Annotated in this window: 22 protein-coding genes and 1 pseudogene; 8 read left to right on the top strand and 15 right to left on the bottom strand. The window is 65.8% G+C overall.

All coding sequences use genetic code 11. The features are described 5' to 3' along the window. Positions 1-59: 59 nt before the first annotated feature. The 3 genes from IT41_RS04380 to IT41_RS04370 form a co-directional block, all read right to left on the bottom strand. Positions 60-1,142 (bottom strand): ABC transporter substrate-binding protein, encoded by a 1,083-nt coding sequence (locus IT41_RS04380; RefSeq protein ID WP_036738977.1) that lies wholly within the window; start codon positions 1,140-1,142, stop codon positions 60-62. A 22-nt stretch (positions 1,143-1,164) separates the two neighbouring features. Then, positions 1,165-2,268 carry an ABC transporter ATP-binding protein gene (locus IT41_RS04375; protein WP_036738976.1) on the bottom strand — a complete coding sequence of 368 codons (1,104 nt, stop codon included), beginning with the start codon at positions 2,266-2,268 and terminating at the stop codon, positions 1,165-1,167. Between the two features lie 160 nt (positions 2,269-2,428). Beyond that, positions 2,429-2,818, bottom strand: a complete 390-nt coding sequence (locus tag IT41_RS04370; protein ID WP_036738975.1) for an acyl-CoA thioesterase — start codon at positions 2,816-2,818, stop codon at positions 2,429-2,431. Positions 2,819-3,085: 267 nt separating this feature from the next. Between IT41_RS04370 and aqpZ the strand changes: the two genes are divergently transcribed. Continuing rightward, complete coding sequence (gene aqpZ / locus IT41_RS04365) at positions 3,086-3,772, top strand: aquaporin Z (protein ID WP_036738974.1); 687 nt, start codon at positions 3,086-3,088, stop codon at positions 3,770-3,772. 101 nt (positions 3,773-3,873) lie between these two features. Here the strand turns inward: aqpZ and xylB are convergent, their stop codons facing one another. Both xylB and IT41_RS04355 read right to left on the bottom strand, forming a co-directional pair. Next, positions 3,874-5,334, bottom strand: coding sequence for a xylulokinase (gene xylB, locus IT41_RS04360; protein WP_036738973.1), 1,461 nt, complete (start codon positions 5,332-5,334; stop codon positions 3,874-3,876). Positions 5,335-5,411: 77 nt separating this feature from the next. Beyond that, positions 5,412-5,876: a GatB/YqeY domain-containing protein gene (locus IT41_RS04355; RefSeq protein WP_036739099.1), complete on the bottom strand. Its 465-nt coding sequence runs from the start codon at positions 5,874-5,876 to the stop codon at positions 5,412-5,414. 168 nt (positions 5,877-6,044) lie between these two features. Here IT41_RS04355 and carA point away from each other — a divergent pair, with 168 nt between their 5' ends. Both carA and IT41_RS04345 read left to right on the top strand, forming a co-directional pair. Next, complete coding sequence (gene carA, locus IT41_RS04350) at positions 6,045-7,193, top strand: glutamine-hydrolyzing carbamoyl-phosphate synthase small subunit (protein WP_036738972.1); 1,149 nt, start codon at positions 6,045-6,047, stop codon at positions 7,191-7,193. Between the two features lie 94 nt (positions 7,194-7,287). After that, positions 7,288-9,414, top strand: coding sequence for a glycosyltransferase (locus tag IT41_RS04345; RefSeq protein WP_036738970.1), 2,127 nt, complete (start codon positions 7,288-7,290; stop codon positions 9,412-9,414). Between the two features lie 20 nt (positions 9,415-9,434). On the opposite strand, the gene IT41_RS04340 is transcribed toward IT41_RS04345, so the two are convergent. After that, entirely contained in the window at positions 9,435-12,314 is a 2,880-nt protein-coding gene (locus IT41_RS04340) for a [protein-PII] uridylyltransferase family protein (RefSeq protein WP_081967457.1), read from the bottom strand. A gap of 237 nt (positions 12,315-12,551) precedes the next feature. On the opposite strand from IT41_RS04340, the gene IT41_RS04335 reads away from it, so the two are divergent. The 3 genes from IT41_RS04335 (at position 12,552) to ilvN (ending at position 15,900) form a co-directional block, all read left to right on the top strand. Beyond that, positions 12,552-13,397 (top strand): arginyltransferase, encoded by an 846-nt coding sequence (locus IT41_RS04335; RefSeq protein ID WP_036738968.1) that lies wholly within the window; start codon positions 12,552-12,554, stop codon positions 13,395-13,397. A gap of 165 nt (positions 13,398-13,562) precedes the next feature. Continuing rightward, positions 13,563-15,317, top strand: a complete 1,755-nt coding sequence (locus IT41_RS04330; RefSeq protein WP_036739096.1) for an acetolactate synthase 3 large subunit — start codon at positions 13,563-13,565, stop codon at positions 15,315-15,317. 22 nt (positions 15,318-15,339) lie between these two features. Beyond that, entirely contained in the window at positions 15,340-15,900 is a 561-nt protein-coding gene (ilvN, locus tag IT41_RS04325) for an acetolactate synthase small subunit (RefSeq protein WP_036738966.1), read from the top strand. A gap of 6 nt (positions 15,901-15,906) precedes the next feature. On the opposite strand, the gene IT41_RS04320 is transcribed toward ilvN, so the two are convergent. Further along, entirely contained in the window at positions 15,907-16,248 is a 342-nt protein-coding gene (locus IT41_RS04320) for a hypothetical protein (RefSeq protein ID WP_036738965.1), read from the bottom strand. A 256-nt stretch (positions 16,249-16,504) separates the two neighbouring features. Then, entirely contained in the window at positions 16,505-17,254 is a 750-nt protein-coding gene (locus IT41_RS04315) for a M48 family metalloprotease (protein WP_036738964.1), read from the bottom strand. A gap of 142 nt (positions 17,255-17,396) precedes the next feature. On the opposite strand from IT41_RS04315, the gene IT41_RS04310 reads away from it, so the two are divergent. Together IT41_RS04310 and IT41_RS21480 are read left to right on the top strand one after the other, a co-directional pair. Next, a complete protein-coding gene (locus tag IT41_RS04310) occupies positions 17,397-17,651 on the top strand; it encodes a hypothetical protein (RefSeq protein ID WP_036738963.1) in 255 nt (84 codons plus the stop codon). Between the two features lie 209 nt (positions 17,652-17,860). Continuing rightward, a complete protein-coding gene (locus IT41_RS21480; protein ID WP_139221668.1) occupies positions 17,861-18,076 on the top strand; it encodes a hypothetical protein in 216 nt (71 codons plus the stop codon). Between the two features lie 105 nt (positions 18,077-18,181). Here the strand turns inward: IT41_RS21480 and IT41_RS04300 are convergent. The 7 genes and pseudogenes from IT41_RS04300 to rplF form a co-directional block, all read right to left on the bottom strand. Beyond that, a pseudogene (locus tag IT41_RS04300) lies at positions 18,182-18,397 on the bottom strand (IS21 family transposase); the annotation flags it as partial. A 131-nt stretch (positions 18,398-18,528) separates the two neighbouring features. Beyond that, positions 18,529-19,203, bottom strand: a complete 675-nt coding sequence (locus IT41_RS04295) for a DUF2270 domain-containing protein (protein WP_036738960.1) — start codon at positions 19,201-19,203, stop codon at positions 18,529-18,531. A 452-nt stretch (positions 19,204-19,655) separates the two neighbouring features. Then, positions 19,656-20,384, bottom strand: a complete 729-nt coding sequence (locus IT41_RS04290; RefSeq protein WP_231564686.1) for a hypothetical protein — start codon at positions 20,382-20,384, stop codon at positions 19,656-19,658. A gap of 149 nt (positions 20,385-20,533) precedes the next feature. Next, positions 20,534-20,722, bottom strand: a complete 189-nt coding sequence (gene rpmD / locus IT41_RS04285) for a 50S ribosomal protein L30 (protein ID WP_036738959.1) — start codon at positions 20,720-20,722, stop codon at positions 20,534-20,536. 12 nt (positions 20,723-20,734) lie between these two features. Continuing rightward, entirely contained in the window at positions 20,735-21,301 is a 567-nt protein-coding gene (gene rpsE / locus IT41_RS04280; RefSeq protein WP_036738957.1) for a 30S ribosomal protein S5, read from the bottom strand. 128 nt (positions 21,302-21,429) lie between these two features. Beyond that, on the bottom strand, positions 21,430-21,789 hold the full coding sequence (rplR, locus tag IT41_RS04275) for a 50S ribosomal protein L18 (RefSeq protein ID WP_036738956.1): 360 nt from the start codon (positions 21,787-21,789) through the stop codon (positions 21,430-21,432). Between the two features lie 11 nt (positions 21,790-21,800). Continuing rightward, on the bottom strand, positions 21,801-22,334 hold the full coding sequence (rplF, locus tag IT41_RS04270; protein ID WP_036738954.1) for a 50S ribosomal protein L6: 534 nt from the start codon (positions 22,332-22,334) through the stop codon (positions 21,801-21,803). Between the last annotated feature and the right edge of the window lie 2 nt (positions 22,335-22,336).

Here is a 22,336-nt window from a genome sequence, read left to right as displayed (position 1 = left end):
TTTTCACACGCCCCGGGACGCGTGATGGCCGCGGCGAAGCTGCCGCCGCGGCCGAAAGATCAGTTCGCCGCCAGCCAGGCGTTGAACCGTTCCTGCAATTCGGCATCGTGATCGACCCAGAAATCCAGGTTCGAGCCCAGTGCCTGGGTCATGTTCTCGGCGAATGTCGGCAGGTTCGGACCCATCGGCACATCCGTGCCCTCGATATTGCCGACCAGCGCGGCGGCCGAGACGCGCGGCGGGCCGTAGCTGATGAATTCGGCGGCGCGAGCCTGCTGTTTTGGTGCGGTCGAGAAGGCGACGAATTCCTTGGCCTCGTCCAGATGCGGGGCGCCCTTGGGAATGACCCAACCTTCCATCTCATAGATCTGGCCGTCCCAGACGATCTTGAACGGCTTGCCCTCGCCCTGGGCGGCGTTGAAGATCCGGCCGTTGAAGGCAAAGGCCATGCTGACCTCGCCATCGGCCAGAAGCTGCGGCGGCTGCGCGCCGGCCTCCCACCAGATCACGTCGTCCTTGATGGTTTCCAGCTTGGCAAAGGCCCGGTCGACGCCCTCGGGCGTGCCCAGCATGTCATAGACCTGATCGGGCGCGACGCCATCGGCCATCAGAGCGAATTCCAGGTTGAACTTGGCGCCCTTGCGCATGGTGCGCTTGCCCGGGAATTTCGCCGTGTCGAAGAAATCGGCCGGGCCGGCGGGCTTGGCGTCAGCGAATTTGCTGTCGTCATAGGCCAGCACCATGGAATAGACATCCGTGCCCACGAAACATTCGGTCACCGCGCCGGCAATGAAATCATCGGTGGCGGCGGTGCCGTCTTCGGCGGGCAGCAGGATCGCGGGGTCGATTTCCTCAAGCAGCCCCTCGTCGCAAAGCCGCACCGCATCGGCATATTCGACCGAGGCGACATCGACGGTGACATTGCCGGCCTCGACCTGCGCCTTGACCGGCGTGGCGGGGTTGTCGGCATCCGAAACCGTGACCTTGATGCCGGTCTCGGCCTCGAAGGGCTTGGCATAGGCCTCGACATGGCTCTTGCCATAGGCCCCGCCCCAGGACAGCAGATCGACCTGCCGGTCCTGCGCCTGGGCGGTGGCCGCCACGGCGACCAGGGCCGAGGTCAGAATGAGGAAGCGCTTCATCGTAACTCCTTTTCGATGCGGGTCAGACGGGATCCAGCGCGCGGGCATCCTCGGGATGCCAGCCGATCCGGATGGTTTCGTTGGGCGACAGTTTCACCTGGCCCAGAGTATTGCGGTATTTCATCACGAAATCCTCCTGCCCGGCCACGTGCAGCCGCGCCCGCAGGATGTCGCCCATATAGATCACGTCCCGCACCTGCGCCTCGACAGTATGGGCGTCGGCGGGCATCAGTTCGGGCTTGAACTCGACCCGTTCGGGCCGGATCGAAACGGTGGTCGCCTGCCCGCTCTCGCGGATATTGACGGCGGTGGCGTCGATCAGCTCGCCATTGCCAAGCCGGACCAGCGCCTTGTCCCCGTCCAGCTTTTCGATGACACCCCGCAGGGCGTTGTTTTCACCTATGAAACCGGCGACGAAACTGTTTTCCGGCTGCTCGTACAGGACCGGCGGCGCGGCCAGCTGCTGGATGCGGCCATCGTTGAAGACGGCGATGCGGTCGGACATGGTCAGCGCCTCGCCCTGGTCATGGGTGACATAGACCACGGTGATGCCCAGCCGGTCATGCAGCGCCTTGATCTCGAACTGCATGTGTTCGCGCAACTGCTTGTCCAGCGCCCCCAGCGGCTCGTCCATCAAGACCAGCTTGGGGTCGAAGACCAGCGCCCGCGCCAGCGCGATCCGCTGCTGCTGGCCGCCGGAAAGCTGCGCCGGGCGGCGGCTGGCGAACTGGCCCATCTGCACCATGTCCAGCGCGCGGGCGATGCGCTCCTGCCGCTCGGACTTGGACATGCCGCGCACTTCCAGCGGAAAGGACAGGTTCTCGCCCACGGTCATATGCGGGAACAGGGCATAGTTCTGGAACACCATGCCGATGCCGCGCCGGTGCGGCGGCACATCGTTGATGTTCTGCCCGTCGAGCAGGATCTCGCCATGCGTCGCGGTCTCGAACCCGGCCAGCATCATCAGGCAGGTCGTCTTGCCCGAACCCGAGGGGCCGAGCATGGTCAGGAATTCGCCCTTGCCGATCGAGAGGTTCAGGTCTTTGACGACAAGCACCTGTCCGTCATAGCTTTTCTGTACGTGATCAAAGACAACGAAAGCGTCGTTGCCGGATTGCGATGTCACGATGCGGGCTCCCTGTATTCTATGGTTCTTTGTTCCGCAGGTTCAGACTATTCGGGCGCCGCGACAGATTGCAACCTGCTTGTTCGATCATGCCGGCGATGACCCGCAGGCAATCCGGCCCTGCCGTTCGGTCGCGCGATCCGCCGGGCCGCGTGCCTGTTCAGCGATCATCCGGCAGCGGCCGCGGGCGGCCATGTTCGTCCAGCGCGACAAAGACAAAGGTCGCCTCGGTGACCTTGTGGCGGTCTTCGGCCTCGCGCGAGCGGCGCCATGCCTCGACATGCAGATGCAGGGAACTGCGCCCCTCGCGGATGATATTGGCAAAGACCGAAACCTCGTCCCCGACCTTGACCGGCTGATGAAAGGTGAATGAATCCACCGCAACGGTCGCCGTGCGCCCGCGTGCCCGCCGGGCGGCCACATTGCCGGCGGCCAGGTCCATCTGCGCCATCAGCCAGCCGCCGAAGATATCGCCCGCCGGGTTGGTATCGGCGGGCATCGCCGTCGTGCGGATCGCGGCATGCCCCGTGGGGAAGTCATCCTTGTCCATCTGAACCCACCATCTGCTTGCTTTCCGCTGGCCGTGCATTCGGGCGCAGGCGCCACAGGGCCAAGCTTGACCGCGCGCCTGCTTGCGGTCAATGCCCCTGCCGGGTCGCGGCCCTCCATAGGCAGAACCACCAACTTGACGGCACAGGTCAAATAGCGCCGAATTGCCGGGCATGGAGCCTGCGCGTCGGTCGGGAAAACCGCTTCCGCCCTGCAGTCCGGTTCGTCAGGCTTTGTGATGTGGTCTGTATACGAGGAGTTGGTTACCATGCAGAAACGGCTTGCGGCCGAGGCTCTCGGCACGTTCTGGCTTGTTTTCGGCGGCTGCGGCAGCGCGGTGCTGGCAGCGGCCTTTCCCGAACTCGGCATCGGCTTTTACGGCGTCGCGCTGGCCTTTGGCCTGACCGTGCTGACCATGGCCTATGCGGTGGGCGGCATCTCGGGCGGGCATTTCAACCCCGCGGTCACGGTCGGCCTGACCTTCGCGGGTAAATCCGAATCCGCCGCGCTGGTGCCCTATATCGTCGCGCAGCTGGCCGGGGCGATCCTTGCGGCGGTATCGCTCTATGTCATCGCCTCGGGCAAGGCGGGGGTCGATCTTGGGGGCTTCGCCGCCAATGGCTACGGCGAACATTCACCGGGCGGCTATTCCATGCTCTCGGCCTTCCTGATCGAGACGCTGCTGACGGCGTTCTTCCTGATCATCATCCTGGGCTCGATCCACGACCGGGCGCCCAAGGGATTCGCCCCCATCGCCATCGGTCTGGCGCTGACGCTGATCCATCTGATCTCGATCCCGGTGACGAACACCTCGGTCAACCCGGCGCGTTCGACCAGCCAGGCGCTGTTCGCCGGCGGCTGGGCCATCGGCCAGCTTTGGCTGTTCTGGGTCGCGCCGATCCTGGGCGCGGTGATCGGCGCTCTGATCTGGAAATCCGTAGGCGAAAAGGACTGATCCCACCACCGACCAGCCGTCCGAAACGGTGGGCGGGATCCGGAGACGCAAGGCGCGGCTGACGGTCGATCCTACCGCCGCCCCGCATGGCCGGGCGCCGGTCAGCCGCCCGGTGCCTGCAATCCGCGCAGGCGGGGATAGGCGGCGCGATGCAGCGCATGTTTTTCTGCATAGGCCCCGGCCAGCGCGGCATCGGGCGGGATCTCGGCACGCAGGGCGGGGCTCGAGAATATCCGCCCCGAGACATCGCCCGTCACGCAGGCCGCGCCCAGCCGGGCCGCGCCGAAGGCGGCGCCGAAATCGCCATCCTCGGGCTCCAGCAGCACCAGCCCGGTGGCCGAGGCGATGATCCGCAACCAGGCATGCGAGCGCGCGCCGCCGCCGACCGCATAGGCTGCCTCGATCGGCGTGCCGGCGCGGCGCAGGGCCTGGACGCAATCGGCAAAGCCCATGGCGACGCCCTCCATCACCGCCTGCGCCAGATCGGACAGGCCCGAGGCACGGCGCAGCCCCAAAAGGGCGCCGGTCGCATCCGGATCGTTCAGCGGCGTCCGCTCGCCGGAAAGATAGGGCAGGAAGGTTACCGGCGACGGCGCCGCAACCCCGTCGGGGACCAGCGCGGCCAGTTCCGGCGCCGGCCGGCCGGCGATCTCTGAAAGCCATGTCATGCTGTCGGCGGCCGACAGCATCACCCCCATTTGATGCCAGCGCTGCGGCACCGCATGGCAGAAGGTATGCACCGCATCGTCGGTATTCGGCGCGTAGCTGTCGGTCGCCGCGAACAGCACGCCCGAGGTGCCCAGCGACAGAAACCCCGTGCCGGGCGCCATCACGCCCATGCCGCAGGCGGTGGCCGCATTGTCCCCGCCGCCGCCCGCGACCGGCACCTGGGGCACCCCCCATTCCTCGGCCAGCCCGGCGCGCAACCGGCCCGAGATGGCGCTGCCCTCGACCAGCGCCGGCATGTGATCGCGGCTGAGCCCGGTGGCGGCCAGAAGCTCGTCCGACCAGTCGCGCCGCGCCACGTCCAGCCATAATGTCCCCGCCGCATCCGACATCTCGGAGACATGCTCGCCGGTCAGCCACAGCCGCAGGTAATCCTTGGGCAACAGCACGCGCGCGGTCTGTTCGAATATCTCCGGCTCATGGCGGGCGACCCAAAGCAGCTTGGGCGCGGTAAAGCCGGCCATGACCAAATTGCCCGCGATGCCGTGGAAATCGGCGCGCCCGGTCAGCTCCGCGCATTCCTGCCCCGAACGGCCGTCATTCCACAGGATGCAGGGCCGCAGCACCCGGTCCGAAGCGTCCAGCAGCACCGCCCCGTGCATCTGCCCCGAAAGCCCGATGGCGCGCAATCGCGCCATCGCCTCGGGATGTTGCCGGAGCAGTTCGCCGATCGCGCGCCCGCAGGCGGCGATCCAGTCGGCGGGGGCCTGTTCGGACCAGCCGGGATGCGGCCGGCTGACGCTCAGCCCGGCATGGGCAATGCCGAGGGTCGCGAAATCCCCGTCCACCAGCATCGCCTTGATGCCCGAGGTTCCCAGATCAAGTCCCAGATACATGCCGCCCCCTTTCGCCGCCGCGCATCCCGCCCCGCCACCCGGATCCGCGCAGACGCGCCCGGGCGGCCAGCCGGGCGTCAGCCCATCAGCCGTTCCTTGACCACCGGGCCGACCGCGCCGAAATCCATCTGCCCGGCATGGCGCGCGCGCAGCTCGGCCATGACCCGGCCCATGTCGCGGATCGTCGAGGCCCCCAGATCCGCGATCACCTGATCGATGGCGGCGCGGGTTTCCTGATCGTCAAGCTGGCGCGGCAGATAGGACTGGATCACCTTGATCTCGTCCTGCTCGCGCTCGGCCAGTTCCAGCCGCCCGCCCTCTTCATAGGCACGGGCGGATTCCTGACGCTGCTTGACCATTCTGGACAGCAGCGCGGTCAGGTCCGCCTCGGTCAGCCCGCCGACCTCGCCGCCCTCGGTCCGGGCGGCGATCTCGCGATCCTTGATCGCGGCCGAGATCAGCCGCAGCGTCGACAGCCGCGACGTCTCCCGGGCCTTCATCGCGTCCTTGGTGTCGGCCAGAATGCGTTCACGCAGTCCCATCTGATCCTCGCTGAATAGTCGAACCGGGGTGTTGCCCGCCATTGCCCCCGTCGTCAAGCCTTGGCGTCAACCCCTGGGCATGGCGAAAGTTCCGATCAGCCGCCCTTGCGCCTTGACGCCCGGGCCCGCTTTACCTAGGTTCCCGGCGATTTACCCGGAGAGTCGACGATGGCCCAGAAACCGACCGCATGTCTTGTGCTTGCCGATGGCACAGTGTTCTATGGTCGGGGCTTCGGCGCCACCGGCGAGGTCGTGGCCGAACTGGTCTTCAACACCGCCATGACCGGCTATCAGGAGATCATGACCGACCCGTCCTATGCCAGCCAGGTCGTCACCTTCACCTTTCCCCATATCGGCAATACCGGCACCACCGCGCAGGATGACGAGTCCGCCCAGCCCGTCGCCAGCGGCATCGTGGTCAAATGGGACCCGACCGAGCCCTCGAACTGGCGCGCGACGGAGGATCTGGCCGCATGGATGGAAAAGTACGGCCGCATCGGCATCGGCGGCGTCGATACCCGCCGGTTGACCCGCGCGATCCGCCAGCAGGGCGCGCCGCATGTGGTGCTGTCGCATGACCCGCAAGGCCAGTTCGACATCGCCGCGCTGGTCGCGCGCGCGCGCGACTGGCCGGGGCTGGTCGGGCTGGACCTCGCGCGCGAGGTGAGCTGCCGCCAGAGCTATCACTGGGACGAGGGCGCATGGTCCTGGCCCGGGGAATTCGCAACGCCCGACCGGACCCGGCCCTTTCACGTGGTCGCGGTCGATTACGGCGCGAAACGCAATATCCTGCGCTCGCTGGCACAAAGCGGCGCCAAGATCACCGTCCTGCCGGCCACCGCCACCGCCGAGGAAATTCTGGCCCATGAACCCGAAGGGGTGTTCCTGTCGAACGGCCCCGGCGATCCCGCCGCGACCGGCGAATATGCCGTGCCGATGATCCGGGAACTGCTGGCCCGCGACCTGCCGGTCTTCGGCATCTGCCTTGGCCACCAGATGCTGGCGCTGGCGCTTGGCGCAAAGACCGTCAAGATGGGCCACGGCCATCACGGCGCCAATCACCCGGTCCGCGACCGCGAGACCGGCAAGGTCGAGATCACCTCGATGAATCACGGCTTTGCGGTCGATGCGCAGACCCTGCCGGAAAACGTGGTCGAGACCCATGTCAGCCTGTTCGATGGCAGCAATTGCGGGCTGCGCGTGACCGGCAAGCCGGTCTTTTCGGTGCAGTACCACCCCGAGGCCAGCCCCGGCCCGCAGGACAGCGCCCATCTGTTCGGACGTTTCGTCGAGGATATGCGCAGCCGTCGCGCCTGACGCAACGTCAGGCACCGACCGGTGACGCGCTTAACCGGTTGTTAACCCTGCCCGTGCCAGAGAAGGGGCCGATGACCCCGAACTGGAAACGCGCATGGCTGGCACCGCCCTCATCCGTTCCTTTCCGCCCCGCCCCGCCCCCTGCGCGGAAGCGGCGGGGGTGAACCCGCCACCGGCACCGGCGGGTGACGCCGCCTCCAGCCTGGTCGCGGCGCGCGATATCCGTCCGCTGGGCCAGATCCTGATCGAAGACGGGACGGTCGATCCGCAAAACCTGCTCCGGGCGCTGGTCATGCGACGGCGCCAATCCGTGCGCCTGGGAGAGATCCTGCTGGCCAAGGGCTGGGTGCAGGAGGACGCGCTGACCCGCGCCCTGTCGCGGCAATGGCGCAGCAGCATCGTCGATCTGGCCAGCATGCCCCCCGACCCGCGCCTGGTCGATCAGCTGGGCGCGAATCTGTGCCTGTCAGAGGGCGTCGTGCCTTGGCGGCGCGTCGGCCGCGTCACCTTCATCGCCTCGGCCCGGCCCGAGGAGTTCGAGGCGCTGCGCCGCCGCCTGCCGGCGGAATTCGGCCCCGTGCGGATGCTTCTGTGCTCGGAAACCGCCGCCCGCGACGCGATTCTCGCACTGCGCCGGACCACGCTGATCCGGCAGGCGGAGATGCGCGTGCCGGGCCCGGAAAGCTGCCGGACCCGCAACGAAAGGCGTACCGGCCGCATTGCCGTCACGCTGATGATGGTCACCCTGCTGGGGCTGCTGTTCAAGCCGATCGCGGTGATATCGCTGCTGACGATCTGGGCGGTGCTGGCGCTGATCGCATCGACGGGGCTCAAGCTGTTCTCATTCGCCGCGATCCTGCGCCGGCAGGCCCGGCAGGATCGCAAGGATCAGGCCATAGCGCGCGGCGAAACCGCACCACCCGAGATGGACGCCCCCCTGCCGGTGATCTCGGTCATGGTGCCGCTCTTTGCCGAGGCGGATATCGCCGACAAGCTGATCGGCAGGCTGTCGCGTCTGGAATATCCGCGCGAACTGATGGATATCCTGCTGGTGGTCGAGGAAACCGACCGGGTGACCTGCCAGGCGCTGGAAGCGGCCGCCCTGCCGCGCTGGATCCGCGTGATCAGGGTTCCCGATGGCCCGATCCAGACCAAGCCGCGGGCGCTGAACTATGCGCTGAACTTCTGTCGCGGCACGATCATCGGCATCTGGGATGCCGAGGACCGGCCCGAGCCGGATCAACTGCACAAGGTCGCGCGCGGCTTTCACTTCGCCGCGCCGGATGTCGCCTGTCTTCAGGGCGTACTGGACTATTACAACCCCCGGACCAACTGGCTGGCGCGCGCTTTTACCATCGAATATGCGTCATGGTTTCGCGCCACGCTGGCCGGGGCGGCAGAGCTGGGCCTGGTCGTGCCACTGGGCGGCACGACCCTGTTCTTTCGCCGCGACCTGCTGGAACAGGTCGGCGCCTGGGACGCCTGGAACGTGACTGAGGATGCCGATCTGGGCGTGCGCCTGACCCGGCGCGGCTACCGGACCGAGATGCTCGACACCGTCACCCACGAAGAGGCGAATTGCCGGCTGATCCCCTGGATCAAGCAACGCTCGCGCTGGCTCAAGGGATTTGCCATGACCTGGGGGGTGCATATGCGCGACCCCGTGGCGCTGTGGCGCGATCTGGGCGCCAGGCGGTTTATCGCGCTGCAGGTGCAGCTGTTCGCCTCGGTCTCGCAATATCTGCTGGCCCCGGTGCTGTGGAGCTTCTGGCTGCTCAGTCTCGGACTGCCGCACCCGATACGCGAGACGCTCTCCGACCGGCTGGGCGGCAATGCGATCGCGATCCTGTTCGGCGTCTTTCTGCTCTCGGAACTGCTCAGCATCGCCATCGGGCTCTGGGCCGTGCGCGGGCGGGCGCATCGCCATCTGCTGCCCTGGGTGCCGACGCTGCATCTTTATTTTCCGCTGGGCTGCCTGGCCGCCTGGAAGGCGATCTATGAAGTCGTGGCCCGGCCGTTCTACTGGGACAAGACCCAGCACGGCATCTTTGACGCGGGACCGGACGATCAGTCCGCCGCTTCGGCTGATGCCCCGGATGGAAGCGCGGGCAGCGTCCGGTTCATCCCCATGGGCAGCGCCACGGATACCGGGCGGAACGCCAAGGATCGGCAGGCGGACGACATGCCGACGCTGATCCCCGTTCTGGGCAAGGTCGGATAAAGGCACGGCATGGCGGCGGATCAGCCGGGCGCGCGCTCCGGCGGCTTGCGATCCGGTCGCGCCGCCTGTCCGGCGCCGGTCGGATCGGGCGCGGCCACGTCTGACCGGGTCTCGGGCGGCACCGCCAGCACCTCGTCGATGGTCCGGCCTGCCGTTTCGACCGTCTCGACCAGCTTCCGCGCCAGTTCATCAAGCGTGCCCGCATCCGCTTCGCGCAGCAGGAATGCCTGCCCGCCCTTGCCCAGATTCTCCATGTTCAACGGCTTTTCCGTCAGCAACCGCCCCGCGCATTGCAGGTTCCAAAGGAAACGCCGGGCCGAGGCCAGACTGTCTGCCCGCTCGCCCGCGATCAGCCCGCTTCGGGCGCCGGCACGCAATTGCGCCAGCGGCGCGCGCGCCGGCACGCCCGCCCGCAGGGCAAGGGATTGCGCCAGCAATTCGATATCCTGCAGGCGGCCGCGACCGATCTTGGCCTCCCAGGCGCCATCCGGGGCCTTGGCCGCGAAAATCCGGCCACGCATTTCCACCAGATCGGACAGGATGCGCGCATCGCCGCCGCGGGTTTGCAGCACTTCGGCGCGCAAGGCCTCGACCTCGGCGGCCAGCGCACCGGCATCGGCGCCGCAACCGCCCACGACGCGCGCGCGCGTCAGGGCCAGGTGCTCCCAGGTCCAGGCCTCGGTCAGCTGATAATCGCGGAATGATTGCACCGAGATCGCGACCGGCCCCTGCCGCCCCGAGGGGCGCAGCCGCATATCGACCTCGTAGAGCCGCCCGGCCGAGGTCGGCGCCGACAGGGCGGTGATCATCGCCTGTGTCAGCCGCGCGTAATAGGCCCGCGTCGCCAGCGGCTTGTCGCCGGCCGAACTGTCCTGTCCGTCAGCATCATAGATCACGATCAGATCCAGATCCGACGCGGCATTCAGCTGTCGCGCGCCCAGCGACCCCATGCCCAGGGCGACCGCGCCCCGCCCCGGAGGCGGGCCGTGGCGGCGCGCGAACTCATCGGCCACGACCGGAAACAGCGCCGCGACCGCCGCATCGGCGATATCGGCATATTGGCCGCCCGCCTCTTCGGCGCCGATCAGCGCGCGCAGATGGTGAACGCCGGTGCGAAACTGCCATTCATGCGCCCAGCGGCGGGCCGCATCCAGCGCCATTTCATAGCCGCCATTCGCGGCCGAGAGCGCCGCCTCAAGCGTCTTTTCAAGCTGGGCCAGCAGCCCCCGCGCCGCCGGCCATTCGGAAAAGAAACTGCCCCCCAGCACGGCATCCAGCACCTCGGGATGATGGGCGAGATAGCTGGCCAGACGCGGCGCGGTGCCGCAGATATCGGCGATCAGGTCGATCAGTTGGGGATTGGCCTCGAACAGCGAGAAAAGCTGCACCCCTGCCGGCAGGCCGGCCAGAAAGCTGTCGAACCGGGCGAGCGCCTCTTCGGCATGATCGGCAGCGGTCAGACGGCTCAGCAATTCCGGCTCGATCCGGGCAAAGACGGCGCGCGCACGCTGGGTGCGCAGCGCCGGATAGCTGCGCCAGCGCTCGACCATGCCCTCGGCCTCGGGCGAGAGTTGCGGCCGGCTGCCATGATCCGCGGGGGTGAAGAATTCGCCGGTCAGCGCCTCGACCCGCTGCAGGCGGCCGGCCAGACGGGCCGACCAGGCGGCGGTATCCGCCTGCCCCATCATGCGGGCAATGATGTCGATGGCTTCCGGGGCGACCGGCACGGAATGGGTCTGGGCATCGTTCACCATCTGGATGCGGTGCTCGATCTCGCGATGTTCGCGATAATGCTCGGTCAGTTCCTGGGCCACCTCGGCCGCCACCCAGCCCTTGTCCGCCAGCCGGGCCAGCCCCTCGACCGTGCCGCGCACGCGCAGGTCGGGATCGCGCCCGCCCGAAATCAGCTGCCGGGTCTGGGTGAAGAACTCGATCTCGCGGATGCCGCCCTGGCCCAGCTTCATATTGTGGCCCGGCACCTCGATCCGGCCCTGCAGGCCCTTGTGTTCGCGGATGCGCAGGCGCATGTCCTGCGTGTCCTGGATGGTGGCGAAATCCAGATGGCGGCGCCAGACAAAGGGCCGCAGCTCATGCAGAAAGCGTTCGCCGGCCGCGATATCGCCGGCACAGGGCCGCGCCTTGATATAGGCGCCGCGCTCCCAGGTGCGGCCCTCGGCCTCGTAATAGGCCAGCGCCGCCGAGACCGAGATGCAGACCGGGGTCACCGCCGCGTCGGGGCGCAGCCGCAGATCGGTCCGGAAGACATAGCCCTGATCGGTATTGTCCGACAGCGTCGCCGCCGCCTTGCGGGTGGCGCGAATCAGACTCGCGCGGGCTTCGTGCTGGTCATCGCGGGCATATGCGCTGTCGTCATAAAGCACGATCAGGTCGATATCCGAGGAGTAATTCAGCTCTCCCGCGCCCATCTTGCCCATGGCCAGCGCGACGATCCCGCCGGCATCGGCCGCGCTTTCGGGCAGTTTCCGGCGGGCGCGCTCGGCCTGGACATGCACGCGCAACGCGAGGTCGGTCGCGCGGTCGGCCAGTTCGGTCAGGGCGCCGGTGACCTGCTCCAGTTTCCAGACCCCGCCCAGATCGGCCAGCGCCGTCCACAGCGCGACGCGGCGCTTGGCGCGGCGCAGGGCGGGGCCAAGCTGATCGGCCGAAAGCGTCTCGAAGCCCGCGATCTCGCGCGCGACCAGATCCTCATGCGCCAGCGCCTCGGGCAGCCACTCGGCCTCGCGCGCGATCAGGCCGGCGAGGTAGGGGCTGCAACCGGCCGCGCCACGGATCAGATCGGCCAGTGCCGGCTCGGAAATGCCCGTGGCCAGCAGCGCGGCCTGCCCGCGATCGGCATCCACGGGAATGGGCAGACGGGTGATGCGGGCGGCGAATTCCATAGCCGCAGCCTAATGGCGGCGCGCCCAAGGTCAATGCGGACCGATCACGACCCTCGCGGGATCTGCGACAATTCTTGCAGTTTCCAAGCTTGGCGAGCGGATATTCTGTTGCTAGGCTTCGCCAAAGAATGAAGCGAGACTGTAACCGCGACCCCCGACCCATGCGCGCATTGACCAGAACGCCCCCCGTGCACATTCCCCGGCATGTGCCGCGCCCGTCCCTCCCGAGGGCTGCCGATGCGTCATAGCCTGCCGCATGCGCCGCAATTCTATGTGACCGCCCCGCAGCCCTGCCCCTATCTGCATGGCCGGGCAGAGCGCAAGCTGTTCACCGCATTGACCGGGGAATCGGCCAATGAGCTGAACAACACGCTGTCGCGGCAGGGGTTCCGGCGCTCGCAGAACGTTCTTTACCGACCCAGCTGCGAAAGCTGCGTGGCCTGCATGTCGGCCCGCATCCGGGTGTCGGAATTCAAGCCGTCGCGCACGCAACGGCGCATCGCGCGCAAGAACCGGCATCTGCGGCGGCTGGCGACCAGCGCCTGGGCGACCGAAGAGCAATACGAGTTGTTCCGCAGCTATCTGGACGAACGCCATGCCGATGGCGGCATGGCGGATATGGACATCTTCGAATTCGCGGCCATGGTCGAGGAAACCCCGGTCCGCACCCGTGTCATCGAATACCGGACCGCGCAGGGCCACCCGCAGGCCGAGCCGACCCCGCAGGACCATGACGAGCTGGTCGCGGTCTGCCTGACCGATGTGCTGGATGACGGGCTGAGCCTCGTCTACAGTTTCTACGATCCGGCTTTCGACAGTTCGAGCCTGGGCACTTATGTCATCCTCGACCATGTCGAACTGGCGCGCAGCGCCGGCATGCCCTTCGTCTATCTTGGCTACTGGGTGCCGGGCAGCCGCAAGATGGATTACAAGGCGCGGTTTTCGGCGCTGGAGATTTACAAGGGCGGCGTCTGGCAGCCGATCGGCGATCCGGCCCAGCACAGTTCGGACATTCATCCGCTGTCCATTGACCCGATCGTCGAACAGGTCGCGCGGATCACCCTGCCGCACAGCCATAAATAATTACCCGAAGCCAGGCGATATTGAAATAATATGTCTCAAAATGGCCTTTGCGGGTCATTTTGTTGGATAATCGCCATTGACCCCGCCCCGCCCAGCCCATAGTTTCCTGCGGCGCAGCATGGCCCCGGCGGTAGCTGCGCCGAGGTTCACAGATGGAGAATGGGCATGTCCCGAGAAATGACGGGTGCGAGGATGGTTATCGAAGCTCTGCGCGATCAGGGCGTCGATACGGTATTCGGCTATCCGGGCGGGGCGGTACTACCCATCTATGACGAGATCTTTCAGCAAAACGACATCAAGCACATCCTTGTGCGCCACGAACAGGGCGCCGTCCACATGGCCGAGGGCTATGCCCGCTCGACCGGCAAGCCGGGGGTGGTTCTGGTGACCTCGGGGCCGGGCGCGACCAATGCCGTGACCGGGCTGACCGATGCGCTGATGGATTCGATCCCGCTGGTCGTGCTGACCGGCCAGGTCCCGACCTTCCTGATCGGCACCGATGGTTTTCAGGAGGCCGATACCGTCGGCATCACCCGCCCCTGCACCAAGCATAACTGGCTGGTCAAGGAAACCGACGAACTGGCGGCGACAATCCACAAGGCGTTTCATATCGCCACCTCGGGCCGCCCGGGGCCGGTGCTGATCGACATTCCCAAGGATGTGCAGTTCGCGACCGGCGAATATGTCGGCCCGAAACAGATCGAGACGCCCAGCTACCAGCCGGTGAAAAAGGGCGATCTGGCCACCATCACGCGGCTCGTCGAACTGATGGAAACCGCGCGGAGGCCGATCCTCTATACCGGCGGCGGCGTCATCAACTCGGGAACCGGTGCCAGCCAGCTGTTGCGCGAACTGGCCGATGCGGCGGGTTTTCCGGTCACCTCGACGCTGATGGGGCTGGGCGCCTATCCGGCCTCGGGCAGGAACTGGATCGGCATGCTGGGCATGCACGGGCTGTATGAAGCGAATATGGCGATGCATGACTGCGACCTGATGATCGCGGTCGGCGCGCGTTTCGACGACCGGATCACCGGCCGCGTGGCCGATTTCAGCCCCGGCTCGGTCAAGGCGCAGATCGATATCGACCCCAGTTCGATCAACAAGGTCATTCGCGTCGACCTGCCCATCGTCGGCGATGTCGGCCATGTGCTCGAGGATCTGCTGAAGGTCTGGAAATCGCGCGGCCGCAAGACCAATGCCGAGGCCGTCCGCGCATGGTGGACCCAGATCGAGCAGTGGAAGGCACGCAACTGTCTAGCCTATCGCAACTCGGACCAGGTCATCAAGCCGCAATACGCGTTGCAGCGCCTGCAGGAACTGACCGCCGGGCGCAATCCCTATATCGCGACCGAGGTCGGCCAGCATCAGATGTGGGCCGCGCAATTCCTGCATTTCGAGGATCCGAACCACTGGATGACCTCGGGCGGGCTGGGCACCATGGGCTACGGGCTGCCGGCCTCGATCGGGGCGCAGGTCGCCCATCCCGACGCGCTGGTGATCAATGTCGCCGGCGAGGCAAGCTGGCTGATGAACATGCAGGAAATGGGCACCGCCGTGCAGTTCCGCGCCCCGGTCAAGCAATTCATCCTGAATAATGAACGGCTTGGCATGGTGCGGCAATGGCAGCAGCTGCTGCATGGCGAACGCTATAGCCAAAGCTGGTCGGAAAGCCTGCCCGATTTCGTCAAGCTGGCCGAGGCTTTCGGCTGCAAGGGGCGCACCGTTTCGGACCCGGCGGAACTGGACGACGCGATCCGCGAGATGATCGAATATGACGGCCCGTTCATTCTGGACGTGCTGGTCGAGAGGCATGAGAACTGCTTCCCGATGATCCCCTCGGGCAAGCCGCATAACGAAATGCTGCTGGGCGAGGCCTCGACCGATGGCGCCATTACCGGCGCCGGCGGGGCCCTGGTCTGAAACATTAGCAAACGAGACGAACATGGCAGCTTTGAACATCCAGAAAGGCGCATCCAGCCACTCGGCCTATGATCTGCGCGACCCCAATGCGGAAATCATCGAAAGCCATACGCTTGCCGTGCTGGTCGATAACGAGGCCGGCGTCCTGGCGCGCGTCATCGGCCTGTTTTCCGGCCGTGGCTACAACATCGACAGCCTGACCGTAGCCGAGGTGGATCATCTGGGCCACCGCTCGCGAATCACCATCGTCACCCGCGGAACCCCCGCAGTGATCGAACAGATCAAGGCGCAGCTCGGCCGCATCGTGCCCGTGCACGAGGTCCACGACCTCACCGTCGAAGGCCCCAGCGTCGAGCGCGAACTGGGGCTGTTCAAGGTCTCGGGCAAGAACGAGAAGCGGGTCGAAGCGCTGCGCATCGCGGAAATATTTCGTGCCAGCGTGGTCGATTCGACCCTGGAAAGCTTTGTCTTCGAGATCACCGGCTCGCCCGAAAAACTGGACGCTTTCGCCGATCTCATGCGGCCCCTCGGCCTGGCGGATCAGGCCCGCACCGGCGTCGCCGCGCTGACGCGCGGCACCTGACCGCGCTCAGCGGTTGGCGGCCAACCTCAGCGCGTGCTCGGATCCCGGGAATTCCGTATTCGAGACCACACGCAGAGAGGGTTGATTCGCCGCCGCCGGCTCGCCTATGCCACGCAGAAGGTCGGGCAGTTCGGACCGCTTGTTGCCCGTCACCGGCGCGACGGCGCGCGCGTGGCGCAGGTCGTTCAAGGTTTCGAACTCCAGTTCGACCAGATCGCCGGCTTCCGGCCAATCACATGAAAACGCCAGATTTTTCTGCCCTTGCAGATAGGCCAGAGCGCCATGGTCCTCGCACCAGATGACAGCCTTCTCCTTGGCTGGGCTGCTCCACAAAATAACCCCGATCATAGGTGCTCCTTAACCAAGTTCTTCCGGCAAAAAACCGCATCAGCAAATGTACAGGCTAGAAACTATCGGCAGAGTCTCGCCTATGGAAGAACTTTTTAACCAACACCACAAAGCTTCCGCAAGGTCAGCCCAGCGAATCTTCGCTGCAAGCGCGAAATCGCTTGAGAGCGGCCGGCCGGGCGCATGATTTCCATTTCATATCAATGGCTGAACCCCATATCGCGCGCTGATGCCACAACGCAACAGTGCAGCGATATTATCGTATTCTCCCACCGCGATAGTCCTTGATCGCGCGGGCGACCTGGGCCATCCGCGAGGCGTTGGACGGGTGGGTGCCCAATATCTTATCACCGGGGTCGGGTATTCTGGCAAAGAACTGCGCACCATGTTCGGGGTCGAAGCCGGCGTTCAGCGTGATGATCGCGCCCAGATAATCGGCTTCGAGCTCCCAATCCTTGGAATAGAAGCGAGCGCCGAACTGCGCGCCGAAATCCTGCGCCGTCTGGATCATCGAGGAATCGCCGCCATAGGCGCTGGCCAGCCCGCCCAGAATCACCGCGCCCATGGTCGCGGCGCTGGATTTGCGGTTGATATGGCCCAGAATATGGTGGCTTGCCTCATGCCCGACGACAAAGGCCAGTTCGTCGACGTTCCGCGCCTCGCCGATCAGCGACAGCGTGAAGCCGATGATCGGCCGGCCACTGGAATCGATGGTCTGATAGGCATTGGGCTCAAGCCCGGGACGGTCATCGACCACGAACCTGAAATCGCAGTTGATCGGCTGCGTGCGGCGCTGCATGCATTCCCGCTCGACCGCGGGTTCCATCCGCTGGATCACCGAGACGAAGGCGCGCGCCGCGGCGCCCGCCTCCCTGGGAAGATCGGGCGACGGCGTGACGCTGGTCGCGACCGGTGCCACCGGGTCGGTCCGCGGCTGCGGAATCGGCTGCGCAACGCAGCCTGCCAGAGACAGCACAACCGCCGCAATCCGCCACCCCCTGATCATGCCCCGTCCCTGTCCCGCCTGCCGCATTTCTGCAAGATTTCACGCCACCTTATCCGGGACCTTGCGGCTCCGCAAACCCCTGCCCTTGCCCCTTCCGGCGTATCACGCGATTGTTGAGAAACGCTGAACCGGAAGGATCGCCATGTTCACCATCGAGCACGATTTCGACGCCACCGTCATCACGCTGATCGACGAATTGCCGGCCGGAGCCATCGCAGCCGCCCGCCCCCTGAACGAGGATGTCGTGATCCAGAGCTTCGACGACCGCGTGGTGGTCGAGCAATTCGACCCCGATACCGGCGAGCTGGCGCAGATCGTCCTGACCATGGAGCAGCTTGAGGAGCTGCGCGCCGCCCTGAACCTGCCCGAGGGCAATTACCGCCTGGAGCGCGGCTAGGGCGTTCCGGATGAGGTTCGAGACATGCAGCTCGGCCCGCCTGTTGCGCCTGCGGCAAGCGCATGTCCGTTCACCCGAGCAGTTGCTCGCTGCTGAACAGAAATGGATCAGTTTAGCCCGAAACGCTTTGGCAGGACCTGCGCGGCTATGTGTGGGCTGGCCATTCTGGTCGTGATTGCCTGAAACTGCACGCAAATCAGGAGGCAGGAATGACGCATCGTCGGATTGGTCAGGAAAGCTTTGGTTTTGCCCGCGATCAGGGACCGTGGCGCTCGTTGCTTGGCGATCTGTCGGATTTGATCGACGGGCGGCATGTCGAGCATCGGCTTGCGGATATTTCCTGCCCCAACAGAGACGAGCCGGCCCGGCATCCAATGGGCCACCCTTATCGGCGCCGAAGAAGGCCCCTTCTTGCCGAAGGTTAGCTGACCCGAGACGGCGTCGTCTCCAGGTAACACAGCCGGATCGGGCCAGCGGGTTTCCGGCAGTCAGGCTCGCGTCTTGAAGCGCCAGCTCTCGTTCTTAGGTTAACCGAGAGCGTGGAGCTCCTGAAACATCCGGATGCGCGTCAGACGCCCGCGCTTGGGCCTGCCCGAGTTCTTGGCCAGCATCCGGTCGAGCGCATCCCGCCATGGACCAATCCTCGGCTGGACAATGCGCTCGTAGGTGAACTCCGTCGCGCCGAAGCGGATGACCTTCCGTACCGTCTTTTGCGACACACACAGTTCGCGGCAAATCTGCTTGATGGGCTTCTAATGCCGAAAATACGCCCGACGGATCTTCGCGATCGTTTTCACCACCAACATCCCAAACACGGCTCCCGCCTGTTCCCGGGGACAGGTTGGACCACCGCATCAGGGGGCCGTTTGGACGCCGATCACCCCATGCCCAACGGATCGCGGCGCTTCTTGGCGCGGCCAGCGTCGGAACGCTCGCTCCACAGCGCGATCAGGCCCCAGCTCAGGCAATAAGTTCCGCCCAGAAACAGGATGAACCAGCCCGGGATCGGCCCGACGGCGGCGCGGGAGACCAGTTCCATGGCCGAGCTGATCGGCGTGGGGTGGACCATCAGCTTGCCCAGATATGCGGCCGTCTGGATGAGCAGGATCCAGAAATAGTTGCGCCGGATACGCCGCCCGATCGCCGTCCACATGCTGACGTGATAGCGTGGATGCAGATAATCCTGCGCCAGCCTGTCCTGCCAGTGCTCCTCAAGATGCAGGTCGCCCTCTTTCAGCATGGGGGCCATGAAATGCAGTTCCATCCAGCGGCAGCGGGCGCGCCAGACGTTGAAATAGCGATAGCGCCGCGCCTCCAGCATCAGAAAGAAGATGATCAGGATGCCGACCAGGATCAGGGGCAGAGGCGAGGCCTGCGGCGAGGAATAGGCGATCGACAGCGCGACCCCCAGCGTGACCACCGACCAGTTGGTCGTCGTGTCCAGCCGCGTGCGCCAGATGGTCGAACGATAGACCTCGCCGCGATAAAGATGTGCGATCACACCCATCTCGGCGGCGTTGAGCGACTTGCGCTCGGTCGCCCGTGCCTCCATCGCGTTTCCTCCTGCCCTGGCCCAAGGTTTGCATGCAATGGGCGCGTTTCGCAAGTATCGTCGGCGGAGGGCGCGTGCGCGGCAGGTTGCGGGCATATGGAGATGCCGGACAAAACGATCCGGGCAATGGTCGAAACCGGTCGTCCCGGGCTGGCCCCTTTTGCCGGCCCGCTTGACGGATACCGCGTCGTGAATGCTGATCCGCCCCGGCGCAGGACGCGTCGCCATCCATGGCGCCCTCGATCAGTATCGGCGCGTTGATACAGCGCAGCGCATCCTGCGGCCCGCAGCGCTGGCCGACATGCCCTCATTCGGAGCAACGAGGAAACGCTGCCGCGAATCAGGCGAATACGGTCCACCCATCCATGCCGGCCTCTCTTCCGGCCGGCAGCATGTGCCGGGAATCAGAACTCGTGGGAAATCCAAAAAATTCGACTTACTCGGGACGGGCGCTAGAATTCCAGCCAGCTGCCCAGCTTCACCGCTGCCTCGCCGTCGCCGGCAAGCGGCAGGACAAGGCCCAGTTCGATCTTGGCCGGCCCGGCCAGATCGCGTACGACCGAACTGGCCAGCTTGCCCGAAAGCCCGGTATCGTCCCGATCCTCGAGCCGCAACTGGTTGATCAGCATCATCCCCGTGAACGGGCGAAAGCCCAGTGTCGCCTCAAGCTTGGTGGTGACCTGAGGCGTCAGATAGGTCAGCGCATCGCCCTCATAGACCACGTTTTCCTCGGGCTCGGGCTCGATCTCCTGCTGCTTGCCCGCGACCTTCACCCGGCTTTCGACGGTGATCCAGCCGCCGCCCGGCAGCCAGTCGATCCCTCGCCCCCAGGCAGCCCCGATCTGCACCACCGGCACCAGATCGCCATCGCGCTCGAAACCGCCCAGGCCCAGCGAGGTGACCCAGCGATTCGCGCCCGAGCCGTCGCCGCGCGCCTGCTGCAGCCAGATCATCGCCGAGGTTTCGCCGATACTCGCGTGCCCCAGTTCAAACCCCAGCGTGCGGCGCGGCGACAGCCCGTATTCGCCGTAAAGCCCGACATAGCTGTTATCGTTGCGATCCGCCTCGACCGAGAGTGACAGGAAAAGCGCCTTGGGCTCGCGCGGCCAAGGCCCGGCCGAGGCGGCCGTGGCCAGCATGAGCAGGAAAAGCGCAAGGCGGCAGGTTCCCTTGGGCGGCACGGCATGTCCCCTGACCGATTTCGGCCGCCGCCAAGTCTAGGACAGGCTGGTTAATGCGGGGTTAACGGCGCCGGCGCGCGTACCGGATCCGCGCCGGGACTGCCAGCGGCGCGGAAAAGGAAAAGGCCGGGTTTCCCCGGCCTTTGCAATCAGTTCTTTTCTTCGATGATCTGCACAAGATGCGGGATCTTGTTGACCATGCCGCGCACGGCGGGAGTATCTTCCAGCTCGCGGGTGCGGTGCATCTTGTTCAGGCCCAGCCCCTTCAGCGTCTCGCGCTGGATGGCGGGGCGGCGGATCGGCGAGCCGATCTGCTTGACGACGATGGTTTTTGCCATGTTATCCGCTCCTTACGCTTCGGCGGCCGCTTCGGCCGGCTTGTCGTTCGAGGGCAGGATCTCGGCCACTTTCTTGCCGCGACGCTGGGCGACGCTGCGGGGCGAGGCCTCGGCCTTGAGCCCGTCGATGGTGGCGCGGATCATGTTATAGGGGTTCTGCGAGCCCAGCGACTTCGCCACGACGTCCTGAACGCCCAGCATCTCGAAGACGGCGCGCATCGGACCGCCGGCGATGATCCCGGTACCGGGAACGGCGGTGCGCATCACCACGCGGCCCGCACCATGGCGGCCCTCGATATCGTGATGCAGGGTGCGGCCGTCGCGCAGCGGCACGCGGACCAGGCTGCGCTTGGCCTGCTCGGTCGCCTTGCGGATCGCCTCGGGAACCTCTTTGGCCTTGCCCTTGCCGAAGCCGACGCGGCCACGCTGGTCGCCCACGACCACCAGAGCGGCAAAGCCGAAGCGCTTGCCACCCTTGACGGTTTTCGAGACGCGGTTGATCGCGACCAGACGGTCGGCGAATTCCGGGGTTTCCTCGCGCTCTTCGCGGCGGCCCCGACGGTTGTCACGTTCTGCCATAAGGCATTCCTCATACGATGGCGCGCAGCCGGCGCCGTTGGGTCCAATCCAGGTGGGCCGCCGACGGATCGGACGGCCCCCGGATCATCGGGGTGGCGTGCCGTGTCTGGCGGCGCCACCCGCAGGGATCAGAACTTCAGACCGCCCTCGCGGGCCGCATCTGCAAGTGCCTTGATCTTGCCGTGGAACAGGAAACCGCCACGGTCGAAGAGAACCTCTTCGACACCGGCCTTTTTCGCGCGCTCTGCAATCGCAGCGCCGATCTTGGCCGCAGCTTCCACGTTGTTCTTGCCGACAACGCCCAGATCCTTTTCCAGCGACGAGGCCGAGGCCAGAGTGACCCCTTTCGCGTCGTCGATCAGCTGGACGCTGATGTTCTTGGAAGAACGGTGAACGGAAAGACGCGGACGACCGTCCGAGATTTTCCGCAACTTGTTCCGTACGCGCAGGCGGCGCTTCTGGAACAGCTCTCTTTTCGTCAGTGCCATTTTTGCGCCCCTTACTTCTTCTTGCCTTCCTTGCGGAAGACCTGCTCACCCTTGTAGCGGATGCCCTTGCCCTTGTAGGGCTCGGGGCGGCGCCACTCGCGGATATCCGCGGCGACCTGGCCGACCAGTTGCTGGTCGATGCCTTCCACCACGATCTCGGTCTGCTTGGGAGCCGAGATGGTCACGCCTTCCGGGGTGTCGAAGTTCACGTCATGCGAATAGCCAAGCGACAGCTTCAGGGTCTTGCCCTGCATCTGGGCGCGGTAACCGACGCCCTGGATTTCCAGCTCTTTCTTGAACCCTTCGCTGACGCCGGTGACGAGGTTGGCGACCATCGAACGCGTCATGCCCCATTGCTGGCGCGCACGCTTCGACAGCCCGCGCGGCGCGATGTTCACGCCGCCCTCGCCGACCGACAGGGTCACATCATCCGTCGCGGTGAAGCTGCGGGCGCCTTTCGGCCCCTTGACTTCAACGGTCTGGCCCTTGACTTCGGCCGTCACACCCTTGGGCAGTTCGACCGGTTTCTTACCAATCCGAGACATCC

Origin of the sequence: Paracoccus halophilus (assembly GCF_000763905.1) — a bacterium.
In the GTDB taxonomy this organism is placed as follows: domain Bacteria; phylum Pseudomonadota; class Alphaproteobacteria; order Rhodobacterales; family Rhodobacteraceae; genus Paracoccus; species Paracoccus halophilus.
This window is presented reverse-complemented; position numbering and strand designations above follow the sequence as displayed.

Bases quoted from the DNA above. Each gene is read 5' to 3' on its own strand.
- IT41_RS04335 (WP_036738968.1), top strand. From the start codon at position 12,552: ATGCGTCATAGCCTGCCGCATGCGCCGCAATTCTATGTGACCGCCCCG.
- rplR (WP_036738956.1), bottom strand. From the start codon at position 21,789: ATGGCACTGACGAAAAGAGAGCTGTTCCAGAAGCGCCGCCTGCGCGTA.
- IT41_RS04345 (WP_036738970.1), top strand. From the start codon at position 7,288: ATGGCTGGCACCGCCCTCATCCGTTCCTTTCCGCCCCGCCCCGCCCCC.
- IT41_RS21480 (WP_139221668.1), top strand. From the start codon at position 17,861: ATGACGCATCGTCGGATTGGTCAGGAAAGCTTTGGTTTTGCCCGCGAT.
- IT41_RS04315 (WP_036738964.1), bottom strand. From the start codon at position 17,254: ATGATCAGGGGGTGGCGGATTGCGGCGGTTGTGCTGTCTCTGGCAGGC.
- IT41_RS04320 (WP_036738965.1), bottom strand. From the start codon at position 16,248: ATGATCGGGGTTATTTTGTGGAGCAGCCCAGCCAAGGAGAAGGCTGTC.
- IT41_RS04370 (WP_036738975.1), bottom strand. From the start codon at position 2,818: ATGGACAAGGATGACTTCCCCACGGGGCATGCCGCGATCCGCACGACG.
- xylB (WP_036738973.1), bottom strand. From the start codon at position 5,334: ATGTATCTGGGACTTGATCTGGGAACCTCGGGCATCAAGGCGATGCTG.
- rplF (WP_036738954.1), bottom strand. From the start codon at position 22,334: ATGTCTCGGATTGGTAAGAAACCGGTCGAACTGCCCAAGGGTGTGACG.
- carA (WP_036738972.1), top strand. From the start codon at position 6,045: ATGGCCCAGAAACCGACCGCATGTCTTGTGCTTGCCGATGGCACAGTG.
- aqpZ (WP_036738974.1), top strand. From the start codon at position 3,086: ATGCAGAAACGGCTTGCGGCCGAGGCTCTCGGCACGTTCTGGCTTGTT.
- IT41_RS04340 (WP_081967457.1), bottom strand. From the start codon at position 12,314: ATGGAATTCGCCGCCCGCATCACCCGTCTGCCCATTCCCGTGGATGCC.
- rpsE (WP_036738957.1), bottom strand. From the start codon at position 21,301: ATGGCAGAACGTGACAACCGTCGGGGCCGCCGCGAAGAGCGCGAGGAA.
- IT41_RS04310 (WP_036738963.1), top strand. From the start codon at position 17,397: ATGTTCACCATCGAGCACGATTTCGACGCCACCGTCATCACGCTGATC.
- IT41_RS04355 (WP_036739099.1), bottom strand. From the start codon at position 5,876: ATGGGACTGCGTGAACGCATTCTGGCCGACACCAAGGACGCGATGAAG.
- IT41_RS04380 (WP_036738977.1), bottom strand. From the start codon at position 1,142: ATGAAGCGCTTCCTCATTCTGACCTCGGCCCTGGTCGCCGTGGCGGCC.
- IT41_RS04330 (WP_036739096.1), top strand. From the start codon at position 13,563: ATGTCCCGAGAAATGACGGGTGCGAGGATGGTTATCGAAGCTCTGCGC.
- rpmD (WP_036738959.1), bottom strand. From the start codon at position 20,722: ATGGCAAAAACCATCGTCGTCAAGCAGATCGGCTCGCCGATCCGCCGC.
- ilvN (WP_036738966.1), top strand. From the start codon at position 15,340: ATGGCAGCTTTGAACATCCAGAAAGGCGCATCCAGCCACTCGGCCTAT.
- IT41_RS04295 (WP_036738960.1), bottom strand. From the start codon at position 19,203: ATGGAGGCACGGGCGACCGAGCGCAAGTCGCTCAACGCCGCCGAGATG.